The sequence below is a fragment of the Amycolatopsis orientalis DSM 43388 genome, assembly GCF_000411975.1.
Classification (GTDB): domain Bacteria; phylum Actinomycetota; class Actinomycetes; order Mycobacteriales; family Pseudonocardiaceae; genus Amycolatopsis; species Amycolatopsis orientalis_D.
On the sequence record NZ_ASXG01000124.1, the window covers coordinates 36,815 to 58,929 of the forward strand.

At 67.7% G+C, this 22,115-nt stretch carries 16 protein-coding genes, 3 pseudogenes and 1 CRISPR repeat array (1 of these 20 cut by a window edge); of the genes and pseudogenes, 14 read left to right on the forward strand and 5 right to left on the reverse strand.

The annotated features are described in order from the left end of the window. Positions 1–1,938: a CRISPR direct-repeat array (repeat unit 28 nt; unit sequence GTGCTCCCCGCGCAGGCGGGGATGATCC); it begins 48 nt to the left of the window's first position. 431 nt (positions 1,939–2,369) lie between these two features. The 3 genes from L942_RS44415 to L942_RS24275 are packed head-to-tail and all read left to right on the forward strand — an operon-like array spanning position 2,370 to position 4,236. Further along, positions 2,370–2,537: a hypothetical protein gene (locus L942_RS44415; RefSeq protein WP_158684522.1), complete on the forward strand. Its 168-nt coding sequence runs from the start codon at positions 2,370–2,372 to the stop codon at positions 2,535–2,537. After that, complete coding sequence (locus tag L942_RS24270) at positions 2,534–3,241, forward strand: cytochrome b N-terminal domain-containing protein (protein WP_081655203.1); 708 nt, start codon at positions 2,534–2,536, stop codon at positions 3,239–3,241. Before L942_RS44415 ends, L942_RS24270 begins: the two co-directional genes overlap by 4 nt. After that, a complete protein-coding gene (locus tag L942_RS24275) occupies positions 3,238–4,236 on the forward strand; it encodes a hypothetical protein (protein ID WP_051166191.1) in 999 nt (332 codons plus the stop codon). Before L942_RS24270 ends, L942_RS24275 begins: the two co-directional genes overlap by 4 nt. Here the strand turns inward: L942_RS24275 and L942_RS43860 are convergent. From L942_RS43860 to L942_RS24290, 4 genes and pseudogenes are all read right to left on the reverse strand, one after another. Continuing rightward, positions 4,218–4,594, reverse strand: a pseudogene (locus L942_RS43860) (arsenate reductase/protein-tyrosine-phosphatase family protein). The gene L942_RS24275 and the pseudogene L942_RS43860 overlap by 19 nt on opposite strands. A 58-nt stretch (positions 4,595–4,652) precedes the next feature. Continuing rightward, a pseudogene (locus L942_RS43865) lies at positions 4,653–5,216 on the reverse strand (ACR3 family arsenite efflux transporter); the annotation flags it as partial. Positions 5,217–5,427: 211 nt separating this feature from the next. Further along, positions 5,428–5,745: pseudogene (locus L942_RS24285) on the reverse strand (IS1380 family transposase); the annotation flags it as partial. 200 nt (positions 5,746–5,945) lie between these two features. Then, a complete protein-coding gene (locus L942_RS24290; protein ID WP_051166192.1) occupies positions 5,946–6,641 on the reverse strand; it encodes a GntR family transcriptional regulator in 696 nt (231 codons plus the stop codon). Positions 6,642–6,794: 153 nt separating this feature from the next. Between L942_RS24290 and L942_RS24295 the strand changes: the two genes are divergently transcribed. The 11 genes from L942_RS24295 to L942_RS43870 all read left to right on the forward strand — a co-directional run bounded on the left by L942_RS24295 (position 6,795) and on the right by L942_RS43870 (position 20,775). After that, the gene (locus L942_RS24295) at positions 6,795–7,994 is read left to right on the forward strand and encodes a CaiB/BaiF CoA transferase family protein (protein WP_037364613.1); all 1,200 of its coding nucleotides are present in this window, start codon (positions 6,795–6,797) and stop codon (positions 7,992–7,994) included. A 10-nt stretch (positions 7,995–8,004) separates the two neighbouring features. Further along, complete coding sequence (locus L942_RS24300) at positions 8,005–10,095, forward strand: hydantoinase/oxoprolinase family protein (RefSeq protein ID WP_037364614.1); 2,091 nt, start codon at positions 8,005–8,007, stop codon at positions 10,093–10,095. A gap of 2 nt (positions 10,096–10,097) precedes the next feature. Continuing rightward, positions 10,098–11,969, forward strand: a complete 1,872-nt coding sequence (locus L942_RS24305; RefSeq protein ID WP_037364616.1) for a hydantoinase B/oxoprolinase family protein — start codon at positions 10,098–10,100, stop codon at positions 11,967–11,969. A gap of 5 nt (positions 11,970–11,974) precedes the next feature. After that, positions 11,975–12,589 (forward strand): isochorismatase family protein, encoded by a 615-nt coding sequence (locus L942_RS24310; RefSeq protein ID WP_037364921.1) that lies wholly within the window; start codon positions 11,975–11,977, stop codon positions 12,587–12,589. After that, positions 12,586–13,479, forward strand: coding sequence for a hydroxymethylglutaryl-CoA lyase (locus L942_RS24315; protein ID WP_037364618.1), 894 nt, complete (start codon positions 12,586–12,588; stop codon positions 13,477–13,479). The genes L942_RS24310 and L942_RS24315 overlap by 4 nt, the downstream gene beginning before the upstream one ends. 477 nt (positions 13,480–13,956) lie before the next feature. Beyond that, the gene (locus L942_RS24320) at positions 13,957–14,193 is read left to right on the forward strand and encodes an acyl carrier protein (RefSeq protein ID WP_037364620.1); all 237 of its coding nucleotides are present in this window, start codon (positions 13,957–13,959) and stop codon (positions 14,191–14,193) included. A 4-nt stretch (positions 14,194–14,197) separates the two neighbouring features. Beyond that, positions 14,198–15,430 (forward strand): beta-ketoacyl-[acyl-carrier-protein] synthase family protein, encoded by a 1,233-nt coding sequence (locus L942_RS24325; protein WP_106965007.1) that lies wholly within the window; start codon positions 14,198–14,200, stop codon positions 15,428–15,430. 21 nt (positions 15,431–15,451) lie between these two features. Further along, positions 15,452–16,216, forward strand: coding sequence for an SDR family NAD(P)-dependent oxidoreductase (locus L942_RS24330; protein WP_037364621.1), 765 nt, complete (start codon positions 15,452–15,454; stop codon positions 16,214–16,216). A gap of 26 nt (positions 16,217–16,242) precedes the next feature. Beyond that, positions 16,243–18,297: a beta-ketoacyl synthase N-terminal-like domain-containing protein gene (locus tag L942_RS42095; protein WP_051166193.1), complete on the forward strand. Its 2,055-nt coding sequence runs from the start codon at positions 16,243–16,245 to the stop codon at positions 18,295–18,297. Further along, positions 18,294–20,030: an acyl-CoA dehydrogenase family protein gene (locus L942_RS24340; protein ID WP_037364623.1), complete on the forward strand. Its 1,737-nt coding sequence runs from the start codon at positions 18,294–18,296 to the stop codon at positions 20,028–20,030. The genes L942_RS42095 and L942_RS24340 overlap by 4 nt, the downstream gene beginning before the upstream one ends. A 205-nt stretch (positions 20,031–20,235) precedes the next feature. After that, positions 20,236–20,775 carry a hypothetical protein gene (locus L942_RS43870; protein WP_106965008.1) on the forward strand — a complete coding sequence of 180 codons (540 nt, stop codon included), beginning with the start codon at positions 20,236–20,238 and terminating at the stop codon, positions 20,773–20,775. 33 nt (positions 20,776–20,808) lie between these two features. Here the strand turns inward: L942_RS43870 and dndA are convergent, their stop codons facing one another. Next, the gene (gene dndA, locus L942_RS24350) at positions 20,809–21,960 is read right to left on the reverse strand and encodes a cysteine desulfurase DndA (RefSeq protein ID WP_037364626.1); all 1,152 of its coding nucleotides are present in this window, start codon (positions 21,958–21,960) and stop codon (positions 20,809–20,811) included. Positions 21,961–22,115: the final 155 nt, after the last annotated feature.

The following is a 22,115-nucleotide window of genomic DNA, read 5'->3' on the forward strand; positions in this document are numbered from 1 at the left end:
ATCGATAGCTAATGTGCTCCCCGCGCAGGCGGGGATGATCCGAGATCAGCTGTGTACTGCCGCCTGAGCTGGGCGTGCTCCCCGCGCAGGCGGGGATGATCCCGCCGCAGGGCACGAGCCCCCGAAGTCCGGGAAGTGCTCCCCGCGCAGGCGGGGATGATCCCTGTCGCAGAGAAGTTCTGAGCAAGGCTTCGTCGTGCTCCCCGCGCAGGCGGGGATGATCCCCCATACCCCAGCGGGAAGTTGACCGATCCGATGTGCTCCCCGCGCAGGCGGGGATGATCCGGGCTGAGCCACCGTGTGGAAGAAACTGTGGACGTGCTCCCCGCGCAGGCGGGGATGATCCGGTCACCAGGTCGGTGTTGAACGCGTACTCGTCGTGCTCCCCGCGCAGGCGGGGATGATCCGGTCTGCAGGGGTCGAGCCTGAACGCGGGAAACGTGCTCCCCGCGCAGGCGGGGATGATCCGTACTGGACGCGTGGTGAAGGTGCGGCGCGCTGTGCTCCCCGCGCAGGCGGGGATGATCCCATCGCGATCCAGGCCGATGACGCCACGGACGCGTGCTCCCCGCGCAGGCGGGGATGATCCGCCTCTGCGGACCCGGAGAACCTGACCGCCCCGGTGCTCCCCGCGCAGGCGGGGATGATCCCCCCCGGTTCAGCCATGCGGTGAGCCTGTCCACGTGCTCCCCGCGCAGGCGGGGATGATCCGAAGGATGGTCGATCCGGGACCGTTGATCGTCCGTGCTCCCCGCGCAGGCGGGGATGATCCGGCGCGGATCCAAGGTGCACTAGGGAACATCCTGTGCTCCCCGCGCAGGCGGGGATGATCCGGACGGCAAACCCGACCCGCACCCCTTCCGACTGTGCTCCCCGCGCAGGCGGGGATGATCCGAGGGTCTGTACGCGCTGCCGACTTCCGGCCTGGTGCTCCCCGCGCAGGCGGGGATGATCCCAGGTAGTAGATCCCCGGATGCTGGATGAGGATGTGCTCCCCGCGCAGGCGGGGATGATCCCGCCACATGGCTGCTGAAGAACGGTGGGGCGGCGTGCTCCCCGCGCAGGCGGGGATGATCCGCGTAACGCCATCAGCCACGTGCCGTCAGAGCCACCAGTGTGCTCCCCGCGCAGGCGGGGATGATCCGCAGTATCTGCTGGTGGGTAACCGGGAGCCGCTGTGCTCCCCGCGCAGGCGGGGATGATCCCCCGATGTACGACTCGCTGTACTACATCCTGACGTGCTCCCCGCGCAGGCGGGGATGATCCCCGGTACTGGGGCGATCACCCTGGCGGCTGGAAGTGCTCCCCGCGCAGGCGGGGATGATCCGCAGTACGCCGCGTTCCTTCGCCCTAAGCGGACGTGCTCCCCGCGCAGGCGGGGATGATCCGGGCGGTAGGTTCGCCGAGGACGCCCGCCGGGCGTGCTCCCCGCGCAGGCGGGGATGATCCATCAACCCCGGGATGCCGGACCCGGCGACCATCGTGCTCCCCGCGCAGGCGGGGATGATCCGGGGGACACCTACGCTCAATCCGGATGGACAGCCGTGCTCCCCGCGCAGGCGGGGATGATCCGCCACCCCCAACGGCCGGAAACTGTGGAAGTGGGTGCTCCCCGCGCAGGCGGGGATGATCCCGTCGCCCCCGCGGAAGTACTCGCCCGCGGAACGTGCTCCCCGCGCAGGCGGGGATGATCCCGTGAAATGGCTTGGCACAAAGACGCCGTTGACGTGCTCCCCGCGCAGGCGGGGATGATCCCAACAGCGTGTCACCGACTGTCCACCCGGACACGTGCTCCCCGCGCAGGCGGGGATGATCCCGCCATGTCAGCTCGATCAACCAGATCCCGGACGTGCTCCCCGCGCAGGCGGGGATGATCCCTGCCAGTACCGGCACTGGCGCAGCGGCAACATGTGCTCCCCGCGCAGGCGGGGATGATCCCTCTGCGAAATCTTGTCACCGACACGAGGCCCACGTCGGCAGGACCGTACGTAGAGATGCCGAAGCGAGGGTCAACGCGGCGTTGCCCCTCGCCGAACTCAAGCTTGGGCTCGGTGAGGATCTCGACGTACATCAGCTACTTTTCCGACGGCGGCGGCCTCCAGAGCGTGGCGGCCGGTCGGTTGTATGTCGACGTGCGCTTGGCGCGGGTCGATCTTGATGCTGCTAGCCGCGCGCCGGGAGGCGGCAGGCGGCGACTTCGGTCGAGCGGGGTTTCGGCAGAAAGGTGGAAATAGTCCGGTTAGGACCGTCTGGTCAGTGGCGATCGTCCTCGGGGCAGGGGACTTTGGCCACTACATCTGCCGTCGCGGGGGCGAACACCATGCCTGCAGACAGCAGGCCGGCGATACGGCCGGATCAGGAGGTATGGCATGGCTGTTTTCGCCCGCGGGCCGGTGGATCTGAACACCACCGGTCACTACCTGCATTGGGGCGTCATCCAGATCTCGGTGGCGAACCTCGTCGTCATCCTGTTGATGCTGCTGGTGTTCGCGCTGGCCATCGCGTTGCCGTTTCCCCGGGGAGGCGACCGGCGATGAGCACGGAACCAGGCAAGGGGCAAACGCGAACGGACGAGTTCGGCGACGGCGTGGACCCACGGAACTGGACCGCTCGCCTGCGGCGACGGGCGGTGCGCGCACTGCCGCCGGACAGGCTGATGCCCGACCGTCAGCCGGCATACGTGTCGAGCTGGATCTACGTCTTCGGGGTGCTGACCCTCACCGCGCTGATCTGGGTGATCTTCTCCGGCACCTGGCTGGCACTGGAAGGCCCGGTGTGGTGGCACACCTCGCCGGTCGGGCATTTCGTGAACTCCCTGCACCTGTGGGGCGTGGAACTCTTCTTCTTCTTCATGGTCATCCACCTGTGGGGCAAGTTCTTCATGGCCGCCTGGCGCGGCCGGCGCGCGGCAACCTGGGTGACGGGCTCGATCGCGTTCCTCGGCTCGATCGCCACCGCGTTCACCGGATATCTGGTACAGACCAACTTCGATGCACAGTGGATCTCGACCCAGGCGAAGGACGGCCTCAACTCTGTCGGCATCGGAGCCTGGTTCAACGTCCTCGACACCGGGCAGATGCTGCTCTGGCACGTGCTGCTGCTCCCACTGGTACTGGGCGTCCTCATCGTCTGGCACATCCTGCTGGTACGCAGGCGCGGGGTGGTCCCCCCAATCGGGGCCGAGCCCGAGGAGCAGGAACAGCTGGCGGCTGCACCGGAGACAGAAGGGACGCGACGATGACGACCCGAACCGGCACGCGACCGAGCAAGCGCCACCACGCCGACGGGCCGTGGCGCGGCCCGACGCGGCACTACGACCTGGTCAAGGAGTTCGTCATCGCGCTGGTCGTGACCGGCATGCTGACGGCTTTGCTCGCCACCGTACTCAGCTCGCCAGACGATCACGCCATCAGCCTGCGTCAGTGGGCCAACGCGGATCCGGCGGACTTCGTGACCACCACCGTCACCGAACTCGGCGGTACCAGCGACACAGCGACCTACGGCCCCCCGTACAACGACAGCAGCCAAGGGCAGCACATGGGACCGGTCACGCTGCAGAAGTGGGGCGGCATACGGGAACCGGTCGACCCGGCCACCGACTTCGTGCTCGGCCCGCTGAAGGCGGTTCCGGATGACCCGCGCCTGACGCAGGCGCTGCGGACCTACACCTCGGCTTCGGCTGCCCAGCAGCTGCGCTGGGCCGGTGACTACGACGACGCGCTGAGCAAGGCTCCTGGCAACGACCCCGCCAAGGTCGCACCGGGAGACTACGGGCCCGTACCCGTGCTGACCGGCCGCCTGCTCCGGCTGGCCCAGACCGGCGGCCTTGATAGCGCGCTCGTCGGCAACAGCGGGTTCTACACCACGAACTACACCAAACCCCTGCTGTTCCTCGCCGACGGAGGCTACTTCGCCGGCATCGCCGACTCCCGGCACCTCTCGGGCGACCAGTGGGGCATGATGAACGAGACCGGCAACTACCCCGGCCAGGCGTGGCTGTGGCTCTACACGTTCTGGTACCAGATCCCGTCGTTCGCACACTCCGACAACGCCGATGCCTGGATCTGGGCACTGATGGCGCTACTGAGCCTGATCCTGATCTGCGTGCCGTTCATCCCCGGACTGCGCAGCGTGCCCCGCCTGGTCGGGCTCCACCGCCTGATCTGGCGACGCTACCACCGCGACCACCCACCAGCCACGGCAACACAGGGACCGGCTCACCCACCGGACTCCTGAACCCCTCGCCCGGGCCTCACAAGTTCCGCGAGCAGCGCGCGGACCATCCGGTCGATCTCGTCGTGGATCCGCCGGACCTCCCCGACCGGCCTGTCCGCAGGGGTCGTCGAGCTGCCAGTCCAGATAACGCTTGCCGGGAAAGACCGGGCACGCGTCGCTGCAGCTCATCCTGATCACGACGTCGGCCGCGCGGACGGCCTCCCGTGGTCAGCGGCTCCGGGAACTCCCGCGACAGGTCGAAGCCGAGCTGGCCCATGACCGTCACCACGGCGGGATTGAGGGTGTTCGCCGGCACCGACCCGGCCGAGCGCACCGTGACCGCGCCGCGCGCGTGGTGGTCCAGCAACGCGGCCGCCATCTGCGAGCGACCCGCGTTGTGCACGCAGACGAACAGCACCTCAGGCGTCAGGTTTGCCTCATCGTGGACGAAGGGCGAACGAGACGTACACCAGCGCGAGGAGCACGGGCACCTCGATCAGCGGGCCGACCACCCCGGCGAGCGCCGGCCCGCTCGTGGCGCCGAACGTGGCGATCGCGACCGCGATGGCCAGCTCGAAGTTGTCGCCCGCCGCGGTGAACGCGAGCGTGGTGGTCCGCTCGTAGCTCTGCCCGCGCGCCTTCCCCAGCGCGTACGACCCGGCCCATCACGGCGAAACAGGCCAGCGGCGACAGCGCGATACGCGCGACGTCGAGAGGATGGCCGGTGATCTGGTGCCCCTGCAGCGCGAACAGCACGACGGGCCCGACCTTGGCGACCAGCGGGATGCTGAGGAAGATCAGCACACTCTTGGCGATCCACCATCCCGACACGGCCAGTTGCGTGGTCGGCAGACCGAGCCAGCCGAGCAGCACCGACAGGTAGAACCAGCCCAGCACCCCGAACATGAGCACCTGGAACACGGAGTTCAGCGCCACGAGCACGCCGCAGCCTCCCGGTCGCCGCACGCCAGGTCGTTCCAGATGATCACCATCGCGATGCACCACCCCGATCATGCGCGCGTGGGCCGCGCGGGGCTTCGCCGTGGAACGGCACGTACGGATCGCTCCACAGATCCGTCCCGGAGGCCCGGATGCCTGAGAAGATCCCGAAAGCCCAACCCGACGGCATTTCCCAGGTCCCGACATCAGACAGGCCGGCAGGCGCGCAGCACGGCCCCCCAGCCCTCCGGCTCTGTTTTCCGCTCACGAGATTTTCATGAGCGCCGACAACGTCGAGGGGGCGTAGACCCCGCCGAACAGTGCCCTCATCCCACCCGAGCGCACGACATCGACATCGTCGATGCAGTCCGCGCCCGCGCACATTCCCGCGATCAGCGTGCCCAGTTTCGGGCCAGGGTTCGCCGATCCGGACGCGATACGCGGCGCGGCGATGGACACTTTCTCCGCCAGCAGCTGCGGCAGTCCGGTCTGCTCAGCCAGGGCCATCACTGGCACCAGCCCGGCCGGCGACACGAGATGGTCATCGTCGAATAGCGCCGACTCTTCGGCGAACCTGTGCGAGACTTGCACTCGAAGTGCCTTCCAAGGCTGGGTCCGATTGCTGCGTGAGAACTCCAATCATCCCAGCTCAGAAGGCACTTCTCCTATTTCGACACGCCCACCGGACCCCACCCGTCGGTGGATCGAGGCTTAGTAAGCAAGCCGCGATGAAGTGCCTGCATTTGTGACCCGCAGCGTCCTGAGTGAGTGTCTGGTCAGGCTTGTGCGGTTCAGCTTGCTGATTCGGTGGGCGGGGTCGTTTTTTCCGTGGAGCGGATGGAGTGCCAGGCCGCGCGGATGTGGCTGCGCATGACCGACTCGGCCCAGTTTTCGTCGCCTGCGGCGAGTGCGGTCACCAGTTCGTGGTGGTGGGCCAGGCTGCGCAGCAGGGCCTCCGGGGTGTAGCGCGCGAACGTTCGCCAGACCAGCGGCACCTGGATTACCGAGGCGGTCACGTTGTTCAGGCGCTCGTTGTCGGCGCTTTTCAGGATCATTTGGTGGAACTGGTTGTTCAGTTCGGTGAGCTTATCCACGTCAGAGGGGTGGCCGCCGGGGGCCAGCTCGTCCATCCGGCAGGCCATTTCGTTCAGTTTGGTCACGTCTGCTGTGCCGGCGATGGCGGCGAGCCGGCAGCCCCACGGTTCCAGCACCGAGCGCAGGCTGAAGATCTCGTCCAGGTCCCGTTCGCTCCAGCTTTGCACCTGCACGCCGCGGTGGCGCTCGTAGCGCACCAGCCCTTCTGCGGTCAGCCTGCGGAACGCCTCGCGGACGGGGGTACGGCTGACCCTGGTCGACTCGGCCATCTCACTCTCGCGCAGCCATTCACCCGCAGCCCGTCGGCCGGACAGGATCTCCTCGCGGATCAGCCGGTAGGCGTGATCCGCCGCGTGCACGGTGTCGGGGTGGTCCCGATTGGCGTCGCTCATTGTCAAGGACAGTAGCGACCAGAAAAGTTGTATGCAACATTTCGGATCGTGCGTTGACAGCGCACGTCCAGTCGCATAACTTCCAGTGAATCATGTCGACACTTGATGACAGATGACAGTTGATTGTATGCAACTGTGTGGATGGGTGGATCTATGAGTAACCCGATGCCCCTGGATGACGTCCGGGTCGTGGAGCTCGGTCAGCTGCTGGCCGGACCGTTTTGCGGCCAACTCCTTGGGGATTTCGGCGCTGAAGTGATCAAGGTCGAGGACCCGAAGGGTGGCGATCCGATGCGCCAGTGGGGTCGTGAGCGCCCGTACGGCAAGTCTCTGTGGTGGCCGGTGGTGGCCAGGAACAAGAAGTCGGTCACCGCGAACCTGCGTTCCGGGGCGGGCCAGGACATCGTGCGCAGGCTGATCGAGAGCGCGGACGTCCTCGTGGAGAATTTCCGCCCTGGCACCCTGGAGCGTTGGGGGCTCTCGCCGGAGAAGCTGTGGGAGCTCAACCCCAGGCTGATCATCACCAGGGTGAGTGGTTTCGGTCAGACCGGCCCTTACTCCTCCCGCGCGGGCTACGGCTCTATCGGTGAGGCGATGGGGGGAATCCGGTATGTGACTGGTGATCCGGACCGGCCCCCGTCACGGGCCGGTATCTCGCTCGGTGACTCGCTCGCTGCCACTTTCGCGTGTGTCGGCACGCTGGTCGCGCTGCACCAGCGGGCGCGCACCGGGCGGGGCCAGGTCGTCGACTCGGCCATCTACGAGGCCGTGCTGGCGATGATGGAATCGCTCATCCCGGAATATCAGATCGCCGGGTACCAGCGGGCGCGTACGGGTTCCACGCTGCCGAACGTGGCTCCCAGCAACGTCTACCCGACGGCCGACGGCGAGATCATCCTCATCGCCGCCAACCAGGACACAGTGTTCAAGCGGCTCGCCGAGGCGATGGACCGTCCGGAACTGGCCACCGACAAGCGGTACGCCACGCACGGCGCTCGCGGCGAGTCGATGGCGGAGCTGGACAACCTCATCGCCGGATGGAGTGCCAAGTACACCGCCGACGATCTGCTGTCCAAACTGAACGAGCACGGTGTGCCCGCAGGCCGGATCTACCAGGCCAAGGACATGCTCGCCGACCCGCACTTCGCCGCGCGCGAGGCGATCACCCGGCTGATTCACCCCGAACTGGGGGAATTCGCCATGCACAACGTGGTGCCCAAGCTCTCCGAGAGTCCCGGCCGGATCCGGCACGTCGGACCGGAACTCGGTGAGCACAACGACGAGATCTATCGCGACCTGCTGGGACTTGGCGACGACGACGTTGTCTCGTTGCGCTCGGCCGGTGTCATCTGAGGAGGAGACTGTGACCTACCGGCTCGGCGTGGACGTGGGGGGCACGTTCACCGACATCCTGTTGATCGACGAGGATTCCGGTCAGACCTACCGGGCGAAGACCTCGTCCACTCCGGAGGACCAGTCCATCGGCGTCCTGCGCGGTATCGAGCGGGCCTGTGAACTCGCGAACGTGTCGCTGTCGGAGATCCGTGAGGTCTTCCACGGCACGACCGTCGCCACCAACGCGATCCTGGAGGACAAGGGTGCCCGGGTCGGCCTGGTCACCACCGAGGGCTTCCGCCAGGTCCTTCAGATCGCCCGTTCGTTCGTGCCCGGCGGTCTGGCGGGCTGGATCATCTGGCCGAAGCCGGAGCCGCTGGCCGCTCTGGAGGACACTGTCGAGGTTCATGGCCGCATCGCGGCCGACGGCAGCGAGGTCGCCCCGCTCGACGAGGGCGACGTGCGCGCCAAGCTGGGCAAGCTGCGCGAGCAGGGCATCGAGGCGCTGAGTATCAGCCTGATCAACTCCTACGCCAACCCTGGTCACGAGCAGCGGGTGGCCGCGCTGGCCGCGGAAATGCTGCCGGGTGTGCCGGTGTCGATCTCCTCCGCCGTGCTGCCCGAACTGCGGGAATACGAGCGCACCGTCACCACAGTGGCCAACGCCGCGGTACAGCCGCAGGTGGCCCTGTACGTGGACAACCTCGCGCGCAAGCTGAGCGATGCCGGCGTGGACGGCAGGCTGAGTATCCTGCGCAGCGACGGTGGTCTGGTTTCCGCCGACGTGGCCGCCGACAACCCGGTGAACCTGCTGCTGTCCGGTCCGGCCGGTGGGGTCACCGGTGCGACCTGGGTCGCCGAGCAGGCCGGGTTTCCCGACTTCCTCACCTTCGACATGGGCGGTACGTCCACCGACGTGGCGCTGGTGCAGGGCCTTACCCCGCGTATCGGCCGGGAGACCAACGTCGGTGACCTCACCGTGCGGGCTACCTCGGTGGACGTGCGGACCGTCGGTGCCGGTGGCGGTTCGATCGCCCACGTGCCCGCGCTGACCCAGGCGCTGCGGGTCGGCCCGCAGTCCGCCGGTGCCTCCCCGGGCCCGGCCGTCTACGGCCACGGCGGCACCCAGCCGACGGTGACCGACGCCAACGTCATGCTCGGCTACCTGCCCACCGACCTGGCCGGTGGCGAGATCACCCTCGACCGCGGGGCCGCGCGGGCCGCGGTCAAGACGATCGCCGACGCCACCGGCCTGCACTCGGTGGAGGCCGCCGCGGCGGGCATCATCGACATCGTCAACGAGAACATGTTCGGTGCGCTGCGCCTGGTCTCGGTCCAGCAGGGCTTCGACCCGCGTGATTTCGCCCTGGTCGCCTTCGGTGGTGCGGGCCCGCTGCACGCCAACGCGCTGGGCAAGCTGACCGGTTCATGGCCGGTGATCATCCCGCCGTCACCCGGTGTCCTCTGCGCCTACGGCGACGCGACCACCAACCTGCGCGACGAGGCCGCGCGCACCCTGGTCCGCCGGTTCGGCGAGCTGACCGACAAGAACCTGAAGGACCTGCTCACCGAGCTGGCCGGCAAGGCCCGCGCCACGCTCACCGAGCAGGGTGTGGCCGCCAGGGACCAGACCGTCGTCTACCAGGCCGACCTGCGGTACCACGGCCAGGGCTTCGAGATCCCGGTCACCATCGCCTTCGACACCTTCGGTGACGAGGGCGAGGCGGGTCTCGACGGCCTGCGCCGAGCGTTCGACGCCGAGCACGAGCGGCTGTTCTCGTTCGTGCTGGACAACGAGCACGAGCTGGTGACCATCCGGGCTACCGCGCACGGGCCCCGGCCGGAGGTCACGACCGCGCAACTGGAGGAGGACGGCAAGGACTCGTCCCACGCGCTGTACACCACCAACACCATCTGGGTCGAGGGTGCCGAGGTCGAGGCGGGCATCTACGACCGCACGCTGCTGCGTGCGGGCAACATGGTGACCGGTCCGGCGATCGTCACCGAGATGGACTCCACCACCCTGGTGCTGCCCGGGCACGCGGTCACGGTGCACGCCAGCGGCAGCCTCCTCATTCGCCCGGTCGACCAGACCGCCGACCGCACCTCGGAGAACTGACAATGGCACGTTTGATCGAGACCGCGACCGAAGCACTGCAGACCGTGGAGGTCGACGTAGTCACCCTCGACCTCATCGAGAACGGCCTGCGCAACGCCCGGCACGAGATGGACGAGGTGCTGTTTCGCACGGCGCTGTCCCCCGGTATCCGCGAGCAGCACGACGAGTTCCCGCTCATCGCCAACCGCGAGGGAAAGATGGTCGTCGGCCAGTTCGGCCTGTCCATTCCGGACTTCCTGGAGAACTTCGAGGAGGACATCGAGGAGGGCGACGTCCTGCTCACCTCCGACCCGTACTCCTGCGGCGCGGCCATCAGCCACGCCAACGACTGGCTGGTCGTGCTGCCGATCTTCTTCGAGGGCCGGATCGTCGGCTGGGCCTCGATGTTCGGCCACATGTCCGATGTAGGTGGCAAGACACCCGCCTCGATGCCGACCGACGCGCGCACCATCTACGAGGAGGGCGTGGTCATCCCGCCCTTCAAGCTGTACAAGAAGGGCAATCTGGACCAGGACGCCCTGAAGATCATCCTCAACCAGGTCCGCAAGCCCGACTGGAACCGCGCCGACCTCAACGGCATCGTCGCGGCCTGCCGCACCGCCGCCCGCCGGATCCAGGAGATGTGCGCCCGGTTCGGCGTGCACACCTACAACTCCGCGCTCGACCAGCTGCTCGACCGCAACTACCGGGCGATGAAGGTCCTGCTGGAGACCGTGTTCAAGGATGGCGAGACCATCTCGTTCACCGACTACATCTGCGACGACGGCCTGGGCTACGGCCCCTACGAGCTCAAGCTCAGCCTGACCCGGAGCGGGGAGAAAGTCACCCTCGACTTCTCGGGCAGCAGCCCGCAGGCGCAGGGGCCGATCAACTACTTCATCAACGAGAACCTCATCCGCATGTTCTTCGGGATCTACATGATCACCGTTGCGGACCCGCAGATCCTGTGGAATGACGGCTTCTACCCGCTGGTCGACGTCGTCATCCCGGAGGAGTCGTTCTGGAAGCCGAAGTACCCGGCGGCGCTCAACGCCCGCAACCACGGCATCGGCCGCGTGTTCGACCTGTTCGGAGGCCTGCTCGGGCAGACCAACCCGGACCTGCTCAACGCGGCGGGCTTCTCCTCCTCGCCGCACTTCATGTACTCCGGCACCTACAGCCAGGGTGAGCGCAAGGGCGAGTGGTTCCAGCTGTACTCGATCGGCTTCGGTGGCATCCCCGGCCGTCCGCTCGGCGACGGTCCGGACGGGCACTCGCTGTGGCCCTCGTTCGTCAACATCCCGTGCGAATACCTGGAGTCCTACTACCCGCTGCGCATCGAGAAGTGGGAGACGGTCGCCGACACCGGCGGCGCGGGCCTGCACCGCGGCGGCAACGCCGTAGACGTGGCCTACCGCTTCCTCGAGTCGGGCACCATCGCCATCCACGACGACCGCTGGCTGACCTACCCGTGGGGCGTCAACGGCGGCGCCCCGGGTGCCCGCAGCCGCAAGTGGATCGAGCGCGTCGGCGGAACCACGGAGGTGCTCGGCAGCAAGGTCCACGACGTGCCCGTCCAGCCCGGCGACCTGCTGCACTTCGTCACCTGGGGTGGCGGCGGCTGGGGCGACCCGCTCGCCCGCGACCCGGAGCTGGTGGCCCTGGAGGTCCGCCGCGGCCTGGTCACCGCCGAGGGTGCGCGCCGGTACGGCGTGGTCGTCGACGAGAACGGCGTGGTCGACGTGGCCGCCACCGACCATCTGCGTGCCGAGCTGCAAGCGAGCCGGCCGGCCTCGCTGCCGACTTTCAACACCGGCCCGGCCATCGAGACGATCCTGGAGCGCGCGCTGGAAGAGACAGGCCTGCCGGCACCGAGTCCGCCGGTCGCGGGGTGAGCTCGATGGGGCGGATCAACGAAGCTTTCGGCGGCCGTCTAGCCGCCGGCGCGCGGCCCGCGGTCGTGTCCATCGACCTGATGCGGTCATACTTCGTGGAGGGCAGCCCCCTGCGGCTGCCATCCAGCGAGTGCCTCGACTCGGCGGCCAGAGTGCTGGCCGCCGCCCGGGAAAACCATGTACCGGTGGTACACACCCGGGTGGCGTACGGTCCTGGTGGCGTGGATGGCGGCGTGTTCGTGCGCAAGGTGCCCGCGCTGCGCCATTTGTTCGACGGCGGCGGGGAACTGGGGGAGCTGATGCCCCAGGTCGCTCCGGCCGGTGCGGAGGTGGTGCTGGTCAAGCAATATCCGAGCGCCTTCTTCGCCACCCCGCTGGCGCCGATGCTGCGCGCCCAGGGAGTGGATACCGTCGTCATCGTGGGGGTCAGCACCAGCGGCTGTATCCGCGCCTCGGCGCTCGACGCCATCCAGCACGGGTTCATCCCGCTGGTCGTGCGCGAGTCGGTCGGCGACCGTACGCCGGAGATCAACGACGCCAACCTGTTCGACATCCAGGAAAAGTGTGGCGAGGTGGTCAGCGAGACCGAGGCCGTGACCTACCTGTCGGAGAAGCGATGAACGTTCAGATCGTCGAGGTCGCGCCCCGCGACGGCCTGCAGAACGAGTCGATCATCCTGTCCACCGAGGCGAAGGTCGAGCTCGTCGAACGGGCTGTGCGGGGCGGGGCCCGCCGGATCGAGGTGACCAGCTTCGTCAACCCGAAGCGGGTGCCGCAAATGGCCGACGCCGACGCGCTGATGGCCGCGCTGCCGCGACATGAGGGCGTGACCTACGCGGGTCTGGTGATGACCCAGCGCGGCCTGGAGCGGGCACTCGCCGCCGGGGTGGACGAGATCAACGCCGTGGTGGTGGCCACCGACACGTTCTGCGGCCGCAACCAGGGCATGACCACGGCCGAAGCCTGTGACATCGCCGCGAGTCTCGTCGAGTCCGCGCGGGCCGCCGGGGTGTGGAGCACGATCACCATCGGCGCGTCCTTCGGTTGCCCGTTCGAGGGCGAGGTGCCCGTCGAGCGGTTCACCGAGGTCTTGCTGCGGGTGGTGGACGCGGGGCCCGACGAACTGGCCCTGGCCGACACCATCGGTGTCGCGGTGCCTTCGGACATCACCACCCGGCTAGCGCTGGCCAGGGAGATCGCCGGGCCGGACCTGCCGTTGCGGGTGCACCTGCACGACACGCGGCACACCGGTGTGGCCAACGCGGCCGCGGCGGTGCAGGCCGGGGTGACCACATTGGACGCCAGCATCGGCGGCGCGGGCGGTTGCCCGTTCGCGCCCGCCGCGACCGGCAACGTGGCCACCGAGGACCTGGTGTACCTGCTCGAGCGAACGGGCCTGCCGACTGGGATCGCCCTGTCGACGACCATCGAGACAGCGGGCTGGCTGGAGGAACAGCTGGAAAAGAAGCTGCCGAGTGCCCTGCTGCGCGCGGGTGGGTTCCCGGCCTGACACGATCCCCCGCGGGGACTGGGCAACCCGCACCAGCGAGACCACGATGCCCCATCCGGACCGGGCTACTCCACGCGCGTCGGGTGTGCCGACGCGCGCTGGTCGGCGAGACGAAGCAGGCCAGTAGACCAGGCGCGGGCCAAGGCTGTGGTCGCCCTCGGTAAGGCGAGCTTCCCGGAAGGATGTGATCGCTGTCGCTGCCCGTGGCCGGGTTGGGGGTTGACGTCCTGCGCGGTGGGTGCCCGTTCACCTGCGGGCCTTCTCGCGCAAGTGGCCTGGTGAGCTGGGTGAACGACGAGGACCGAGGCTGTGATCCTGGTTTGAACCCCCACAGTCGATCTACGACTGGCTGTAGTTACACGAACACGTCTAGTGCACACGTTCAGCGGCTACCGGCGGGAGTTGCCTCATGGCAACGTTGATATCGCTCCGCAAGAATCTTGCAAATCCCCCCGCGCTCACAGGAGACGACGCACGATGTCTGACGTGTCCCGCTATCTTTCTGTTGTTCTGAGCGAAAATTTCGAGGTCGTCGCCGAGGACATCGCGCCAGAGACGACTTTGGACGATCTTGGCGTGGATTCCGTTGCGACAATCGAACTTGTCGACATTCTCCAGGAGAAGTTCGGCATCAAGATCGCCGATGAGGAGCTGACCAACAAGAACACCGTCGAGCAGGTGATCGATACCGTCACGGCGAAGGTGGGTGGATAGCGCCGTGGCCAGTCGCGCTCCCGCCTCGATCACCGGGATCGGGCTCGTCACTCCGGCTGGCATCGGCCGTGCCGCGAACTGGGCCGCCGTGTGCGCCGCACGTCCCACCGCCCGTGTCGTCGATACGCTCAGCGAAGCGCCTGTCGGGTTCGCCAGCACCGTGCCCGGCACGTTCGACGTCGACCGGCTCACCGGGCGCCGTGTGTCCCGCCACTACGACCGCAGCACCCAGTTCGCGCTCGTCGCCGCGCGAGCCGCACTCAACGACGCGCGGATCACCGCGGCCGTGCTCGACGAAGCGCGAGTCGCGGTGGTGGTCGGCACCGCGTTCGGTGGGATCCAGGCGTTCGAGGACAACCATGCCAGGCTTCTGGCCGCGGGCCCGGAAGCGGTGAACGCCCGCTTTCTCCCGAAGAGCTTGGTGAACATGGTCTCCGGAATCCTGTCGATCGAGTTGGGCGCGACCGGACCCAACATGGTCGTCTCCACGGCTTGCGCGTCCGGCGCGACCGCGATCGGCATCGGCCTCGGTCTGCTGCGTTCTGACGGGGCGGACATCGTGGTCTGCGGCGGAACGGACGCCAGCGTCACACCGCTGCACGTGGCGGGGTTCCACAAACTCCGCGCGCTGACGCGAGCCCGAAAATATCCGCCTGCCTGCGCATCTCGCCCGTTCGATCGCGACCACGACGGGTTCGTCATGGCCGAAGGCGCGGGGATTCTGGTGCTCGAACGGGACGACGACGCCGCCGCGCGCGGTGTCAGGCCGTTCGCCCACCTCGCTGGGTATGGGGCCAGTGCCGATGCACACCACATCACCGCTCCTCACCCGGACGGGCACGGGGCCAAGGCCGCGATCCGTGCCGCGTGCCGCGACGCCGGGCTCGCCCTCGACGAGATCGACCATGTCAACGCACACGCCACCTCCACACCCACCGGCGACACGGTCGAAGCCGGTGTGATCGCAGACCTCATGCCCCGCGCGGTCGTGACCTCCACCAAGGGTGTCACCGGCCACACGCTGGGCGCGGCTGGAACAATCGAGGCCGCGTACGCCGCGCTGGCGTTGCGCGCACAGACGGTGCCACCAACCGCGAATCTCGACGTTCCGTGTGACCGGGCCCGTGAGCTTGACCTCGTCGCGTCCAACGCTCGCACCGGCCGGTTCGACACCGCCATCTCCAACAGCTTCGGCTTCGGTGGACACAACGCGGTTCTCGCCTTCACCGCAGCCTGACCAACGGAAGGAACCCTGGATATGGGGCAGATCGCTGTCGTCACCGGTGGCACCGCAGGCATTGGCCTGGCCTGTGCCAAGAAGTTCCTTGACGACGGGGGTACCGTCGTGATCTCCGGACGCTCCGCCGAACGGGGACGCAAGGCCATCGCCGAGCTCGGGGCGGGCGGCCGGGCCCGCTACATCCCGTGCGATGTCACCGATCCCAAGCAGGTCACCAGCCTGATCGAGGAGACCGTCGACGAACACCGACGGATCGATGTGCTGGTCAACAATGCCGGCGGTGTCACCGACGACGGTCGGCCAGTGTCCGAAGTGGATGACGACGCACTGGACCGCGCGTTCACCCTCAACGTCAACTCGGCGTTCTGGGCCTGCCGCGCCGTGCTGCCGCACATGCTGCCGCGCGGCTACGGCCGGATCGTCAACATGTCCTCGATCGCGGGCAAGACCGGTGCCGCCGGGCTCGTCGGCTACACCACCGCCAAGCATGCTCTGATCGGCTTCACCAAGACCCTCGCGAAAGAGGTCACCACGCGGGGTGTCACCGCCAACGCCGTGTGCCCCGGCATCACGGACACCGAGATGATCCCCCGGGAACTCCAGGGCGCCATCGAAACCGCCGGTGTCGACTTCGGCCAGGCCGCGGCCTACTACACCGGCGATCTCGGCCGCATGGTCGAACCGTCCGAAGTCGCCGCGGTCGTCGCCGTACTCGTGTCCCCTCAGGGAGGGGCGATTTCCGGTGCGGCGATCAGTGTCGATGGCGGTTTCACCCAGTACTAGCCTGTTTCGTTGGAGAGGACCAGACCGTGCCGACCATTCCGTGGCTGCACCACGACCCCAACCCGGGTGCCGCGGCGCACCTGATCTGTTTCCCCTACTCCGGCGCGCCCGTAACACTGTTCGATGTCTGGCGCATACCGGGAATCGACGTGCTCCCGGTGATCCTGCCCGGGCGAGGGCCGCGAGGCCACGAACCGTTCGCGCGGTCCTTGCGCACGCTTGCCGAGGAGATCGCCGACGAGGTCATCCCGCGGCTCACCGGCCGGTACTACTTCCTCGGCCACTCGATGGGCGCGTGGCTCGCGCATGCCGTCACCACTGTCCTCGCCGAACGCGTCTCCCCCGGCCCGGAGCGGCTGTTCATCCTGTCGGCCCCGCCACCACACCTACCGCCGCGCCGCTTCTCGTCTCTGCACGGGCTGCCCGATGATGACATCGTCGCCGAAGTCATCGGGCTTGGCGGGGCGCCCGAGTCGGCCCGCGACGCGATTCGCGCCAATGTCGACGTGATCCGCGCCGATGCCACCGCGGTCGGTCACTACCGTCCCGTGCGACACATGCTGCCCTGCCCGATCACGGTCATCAGCGGGACCAGCGACCCCCTGTTCGAGCTGGGTGACCTCGTCGGGTGGCGTGAAACCACGCACGCCAATGTCTCGCTCCACTTGCTCGAGGCCGGACACTTCACCGTCACCGAACAGCGTGACGAGATCATCCGCATCGCCGCACGCGATACGCACGCCTCTGCCCGCCACATCGACCCGATCGCGGTGATCGGCATGGCCTGCCGCCTTCCCGGAGCCAGCAACCCCGCCGAGTTCTGGGACCTGCTCCGCGACGGCCGCGCCGCCGTCGGGCCGGTGCCTGCCGACCGCGTCACCAACCCCCACGAGCCGATCATGCGGGCCGGCGGGTTCGTTACCGACGTGGACCAGTTCGATGCCGAACACTTCGGATTCAGCGCCCGGGAGGCACACCGCTCCGATCCGAGGTTGCGGCTGCTGCTCATGGCCGTGCAGGAGGCCATCGACGACGCCGGGCTCGCCCCGCCCGATATCGCGGGACCCCGCACCGGGATCTGGGTGGGCGAGAGCCATTCCGACTACTGGGATCTGTCCGTGCCCGTCGTGCCGCCGAACATCTACTCGCTGTCCGGCGGAGGGCTGAAGAGCTTCCTGTCCGGCAGGGTGTCGTATTTCTTCGACCTCCAAGGCCCGAGCATCACGCTCGACACCTCCTGCTCGGCGTCGCTCACCGCGATCCACACCGCGTGCCAGGCCCTGCGCAACGGGGAAGTGGACGCCGCGTTCGCCGCCGGGGCACACCTCATCCTCAACCCCGACGCCGGACCGTCACACGGCCTTGCGAAGGCCCTGTCCCCACGGGGCCGTTCCGCGTTCGCCAGCGCCGACGCCGACGGCTACGCCCGAGCCGAAGGCATCGCGGTCATCCTGCTCAAACGACTCCCCGACGCGGTTCGCGACCGCGACCCGATCCACGCGGTCATCGAAGGATCCGCCATCAACGCCAATGGCCAATCCGGCCGCAACATCGTCACCACCAGCGCACCCGGGCAGGTTCGCATGATGCGCGAAGCCCTCGCTGACGCCGGCTGCCACCCCAGCGAGATCGGATACATCGAAGCACACGGACCCGGTACCACCGTCGGAGACAGCGTCGAACTCACGGCCCTGCACGAGGTGTATGGAGCGAACCCCCACCCGTGCCTCGTCGGGTCGGTGAAGACCAACATCGGGCACCTCGAACCGGCCGCCGGGATCGCCGGGTTCATCAAAGCCGTCCTCGCGCTGCAACACGGGAGGGTTCCCGCCTCGCTACACCACAACGCACCCGCGCCAGCCATCGATTGGGACCACTCCGCGCTGCGCGTACCGACCGCGGTGGAGCCGTGGCCGTTCGACGGCCGTCGCCGCGCCGCCGTCTCCTCATTCGGGCTCTCCGGCGCGAACGCTCACGCCATCATCGCCGCCCCACCCACCCGAACCGGGTCGCGACCACGTCACCCGCAGCGCTCCTGGAACCTCCGCCGCTACTGGTACAGCGAGGTACTCGCCCGATGACACCCAACCCGATCTTCGGTGACCGCATGCCCGTGTGGGCCGAACTCGACGAACTCCTCGACAAACCCGAATTCGACCTCAGCCGCACCGGGATCAACGCCACCTACCAGCGCCTCCAAGCCTTCGGCCGGGTACTCGGACCGGCTACGGAAGTACATCGCGACGCCGAAAGACTCATGGCGGGAATGGAGTGGGCCGGGATCATAGACCCCGCGATGATGCACGCCGCGATGGTGCACTACGGGGTCGCCACCACCGCCCTCGTCGAATGCGGCCGCCCCGGTGGCGACCTCGACCCCCTCATCGCCGACCTCGACACCATGGACGCGCCCGGCGCGATCGTGGCCACCGAACTCGGGCGCGGCGGATCACAGGTCAATATCCGCACCGAGGCCCGCTACCACCGCGACCGCTCCTCCTTCATCTTGCACACCCCCGACGACACCGCATTGAAGATCATGCCCAACGTCGGCTGGACCGGACTTGCCCGGACGGCCGTCGTCAACGCGCGGCTCATCGTCGATGATGCGGACCACGGGGTGCACGCCTTCGCATTCCGATTCCCGCACCCGCAAGCGCGGGTCACCGTGCTTCCCGGCGGGGCTCCGGTGCCGCTGGACTACTCAGTGATCCGCTTCCAGCACGCCGAGATCCCTTTCGGCTACTGGCTTTCCGACACCGCCACCATCACCGGCACCGGCGTCAACGACCCCCTTCCGGCCGGACAGCGTCTGGCGCGGTCCCTCAGCGGCGTCAACGCCGCCGTTACCTCAGCCGCAGTCGCCCTTGCTTCTGCCACCCGCGCCGCGGTCGCCATAGCCGCCCGGTACAACACACAACGCCTCATCGGCTACCCCGGCACACCCGCGCTCGGGTTCTCCACCCACCGTGCCCAACTCGCCTCAGCAGTCGCCCACGTCTACGCCACCGGTTTCTACGTTGACAAAGTCCGCCGGGACTTCATCAACGAACGTCTCAGTACCGCAGCCACCGGCACGCCCCAACAAGTCGAGCACGCCAGCTACGCGCCCTGGCTCGCCGCCAACCGCGACCGCACCCTCGCCAAGGTAGCCGCCACGACCACTCTCGAAGGCATTGGCGCCACGTGCAGACGCCTCTGCGGTTTCCAAGGCGTCCTGCACGCCAACCGAATCGCCGTCTACGAGGACATGGCCCGCAGCTTCCACGCCGCCGGTGGCGACACCCGGCTCCTGCTGCTGGAAGCCGGGAGACAACTCATCGAAGGAACCAGCGCCCCCGCACGCAGCGCGCCCGGCATCGGCATGGGCGACTCGCGCTCAGTCTGCCGCCTCGTCTCTGTCCACGAACGCGTCCTCGCCGACCAACTGCGGCACCGCATCAACCACGACGACGCAGGTGATCACCTCCACGACATCGAGCGCCTGGCCCGCGTGCACATCGTGCGCCGCACCCTGCAGGAATTCCATCAAGCGGCAACGAACTCCGAAGGCCGGTGGCGCACCGTCCTCGACTCCGCACGACACCTCTACGGAATCGACGCCCTGCTGGACTCGGCCGGCTGGCACCTCAACCACGGCTCATTGCACCCCGGCGACCTCGACGTGCTACACAACGCCCACGCTGCCGCCGCCGAAGACGTCGCCCGACACCTCGACGCGCTCATCGACGGGCTCGCAGTTCCCCCCGGACGCGTCGGCGGGTTCATCGGACGAACCGACTACATCGACCGCGTCGCCGCACTGGTCCGATAGCCTGTGCCGCCCGAGGCCCCAGCCCGTGACACCCTCGACCCGAGGGCGTCACGTCACACCGCCCGAGCCGGTGCCCGACTGTCAACGCTGACCATCACCAACCCATCGACATTGCCCATCCATCACGCGATCACGCCCCTCGCCCCCAGAGTCTCGACCTCCTCACCTAATGGGAGCTACCGGGCCAGCCAGTAGGGCAGACTCGGTGCCGGTAGCCCCGGCAGGTGAGCACTTCCTCCACCTGAGCATCGAGCTCTGGTGTCCAGACGAGGAAACCTGCTCGCCTCGAGTCAAGAAACTTGCCACCCAGCTCACCGAACAACGCGCTCGCCGCGACGAACTCGGACTGCTGATCGACGAGGCCACCGCGCCGGAAATGCCCGACACCAGCGCCCTGGAAACCCTGCGCGCGGACGTCGAAGCCGCAGCCGACGCTGGCAGCGACGAAGCCCTCCGCCGCGTCATACAAACCTTCGTCCACCGAGAGGACATCACCAGCCGCGAAACGGCTGCGCCCACGTTCATCATCCCCGGCGACGCCAATGTGCCAACCCAACGCTCCGCAGCCGCGTCACCAGGCACGACTACGGAGCGAAAGGTTCGCACATTGCCTGGATCGGTGCACCCAACAAGCCAGTATACGAACCTGAACCTGCTGGTCAGCGGCTTGCCAGTCTCCGTGAAGCCAGCTCACGCGAAGGTTCGCAGGCAGGGATATGGGAAGTCCCGTCGGAAACAGCGATAGAAACTACGCTCTGTTACCGTCGGCCTTGAAGGGCTAGCGGACGGCGTTGATCAGTTCGCGAAGTCCGCGCCAGTCGGTCGCGGGCGTGAGGTGGCTCCAGGAGATGCGCAATGCGCTAGAGACCCGTTCCGCGGGTAGCCCCATGGCGGTGAGTACGTGGCTGGGTTCGTAGCTGTGGGAGGTGCAGGCTGAGCCGTTGGAGATGGCGGCGAAGCCTTTCAGGGCGACGATCGCGGCTTCCGAGTCGAGTCCAGGTATGGACACGTTGACGGTGTGCGCAACCGTGCGGTCGAGGTCACCGTTGAATTCAGCGCCCAGCTCTTGCAGCGCTGTGAGTACGTCGATGCGGTATTTCAGGCATGCGTCCGTGCGTGCCTGATGGTTGTCGATGGCGAGTTGAGCGGCCGTTCCTAGCCCGGCGATGTGCGGGACGGGAAGTGTGCCGGGACGGAGGCCGCGTTCTTGCCCGCCGCCGTAGGCGAGCGGGGTTAGCGGTGGCCGTTTGTAGCCGCGGCGGCGGGCGATCAGCGCTCCAACGCCCTTGGGGCCGAAGATCTTGTGGCCGGAGATGCTGATGAGGTCGATGCGCGGATCGGACAGGTCGTCGAGTTCCTTGCCGAAGCCTTGTGCCGCGTCGACGTGAAGGTAGGTCGAGTGGTCTCGCAGGAGGTCGGCGATCTCGCCGATCGGCTGTCTGACGCCCGTCTCGTTGTTGACCTGCATCACTGAAACCGCCACGGTGTCGCGCTGCACAGCGGACGCTACGGCGTCGGGGTCGACCCAGCCGCCAGATGTTGGCGGGACGAACGTGACGTCGAAGCCCCTCTTCTGGAGGTGCTCCAGGGGTTCAAGGACGGCCTTGTGTTCGATCTGGGTTGTGACAAGGTGGCGCTTGGCTGACGACTCGCCGTGCGGTGCCAACCCGAGCAAAGCGATGTTGTTGCTCTCTGTCGCGCCGCTAGTGAAGACGACTTCATCGGCCTGCGCGGAGACCACCGCGGCGACCTGCTCGCGTGCACGCTGAACACGGTTCTTCGCGGTTTGCCCGTACTCGTGGGTCCGACTGCCGGCATTGCCGAACTCCACCGCCAGGTAGTGCATCATCTCCTGGAGCACCGCGGGCTCGAGCGGTGTCGTCGCGTTGCTGTCGAGGTAGACCGCCTCGTTCGTGTTGTCGCTGGTCACGCTACCTTCTGTCGTCATGTCGGCGTTGCTCGTAGAACTGTCGGTCGATACAGGTAGTGTACGCAGCTAGAGCGCGCGGTGTTCGTAGCCACGCCGACGCTTGTACGGAGAAAGTCGTACCCAGTTGCGAACTTGGCGAAGGGGAGGTACTGATC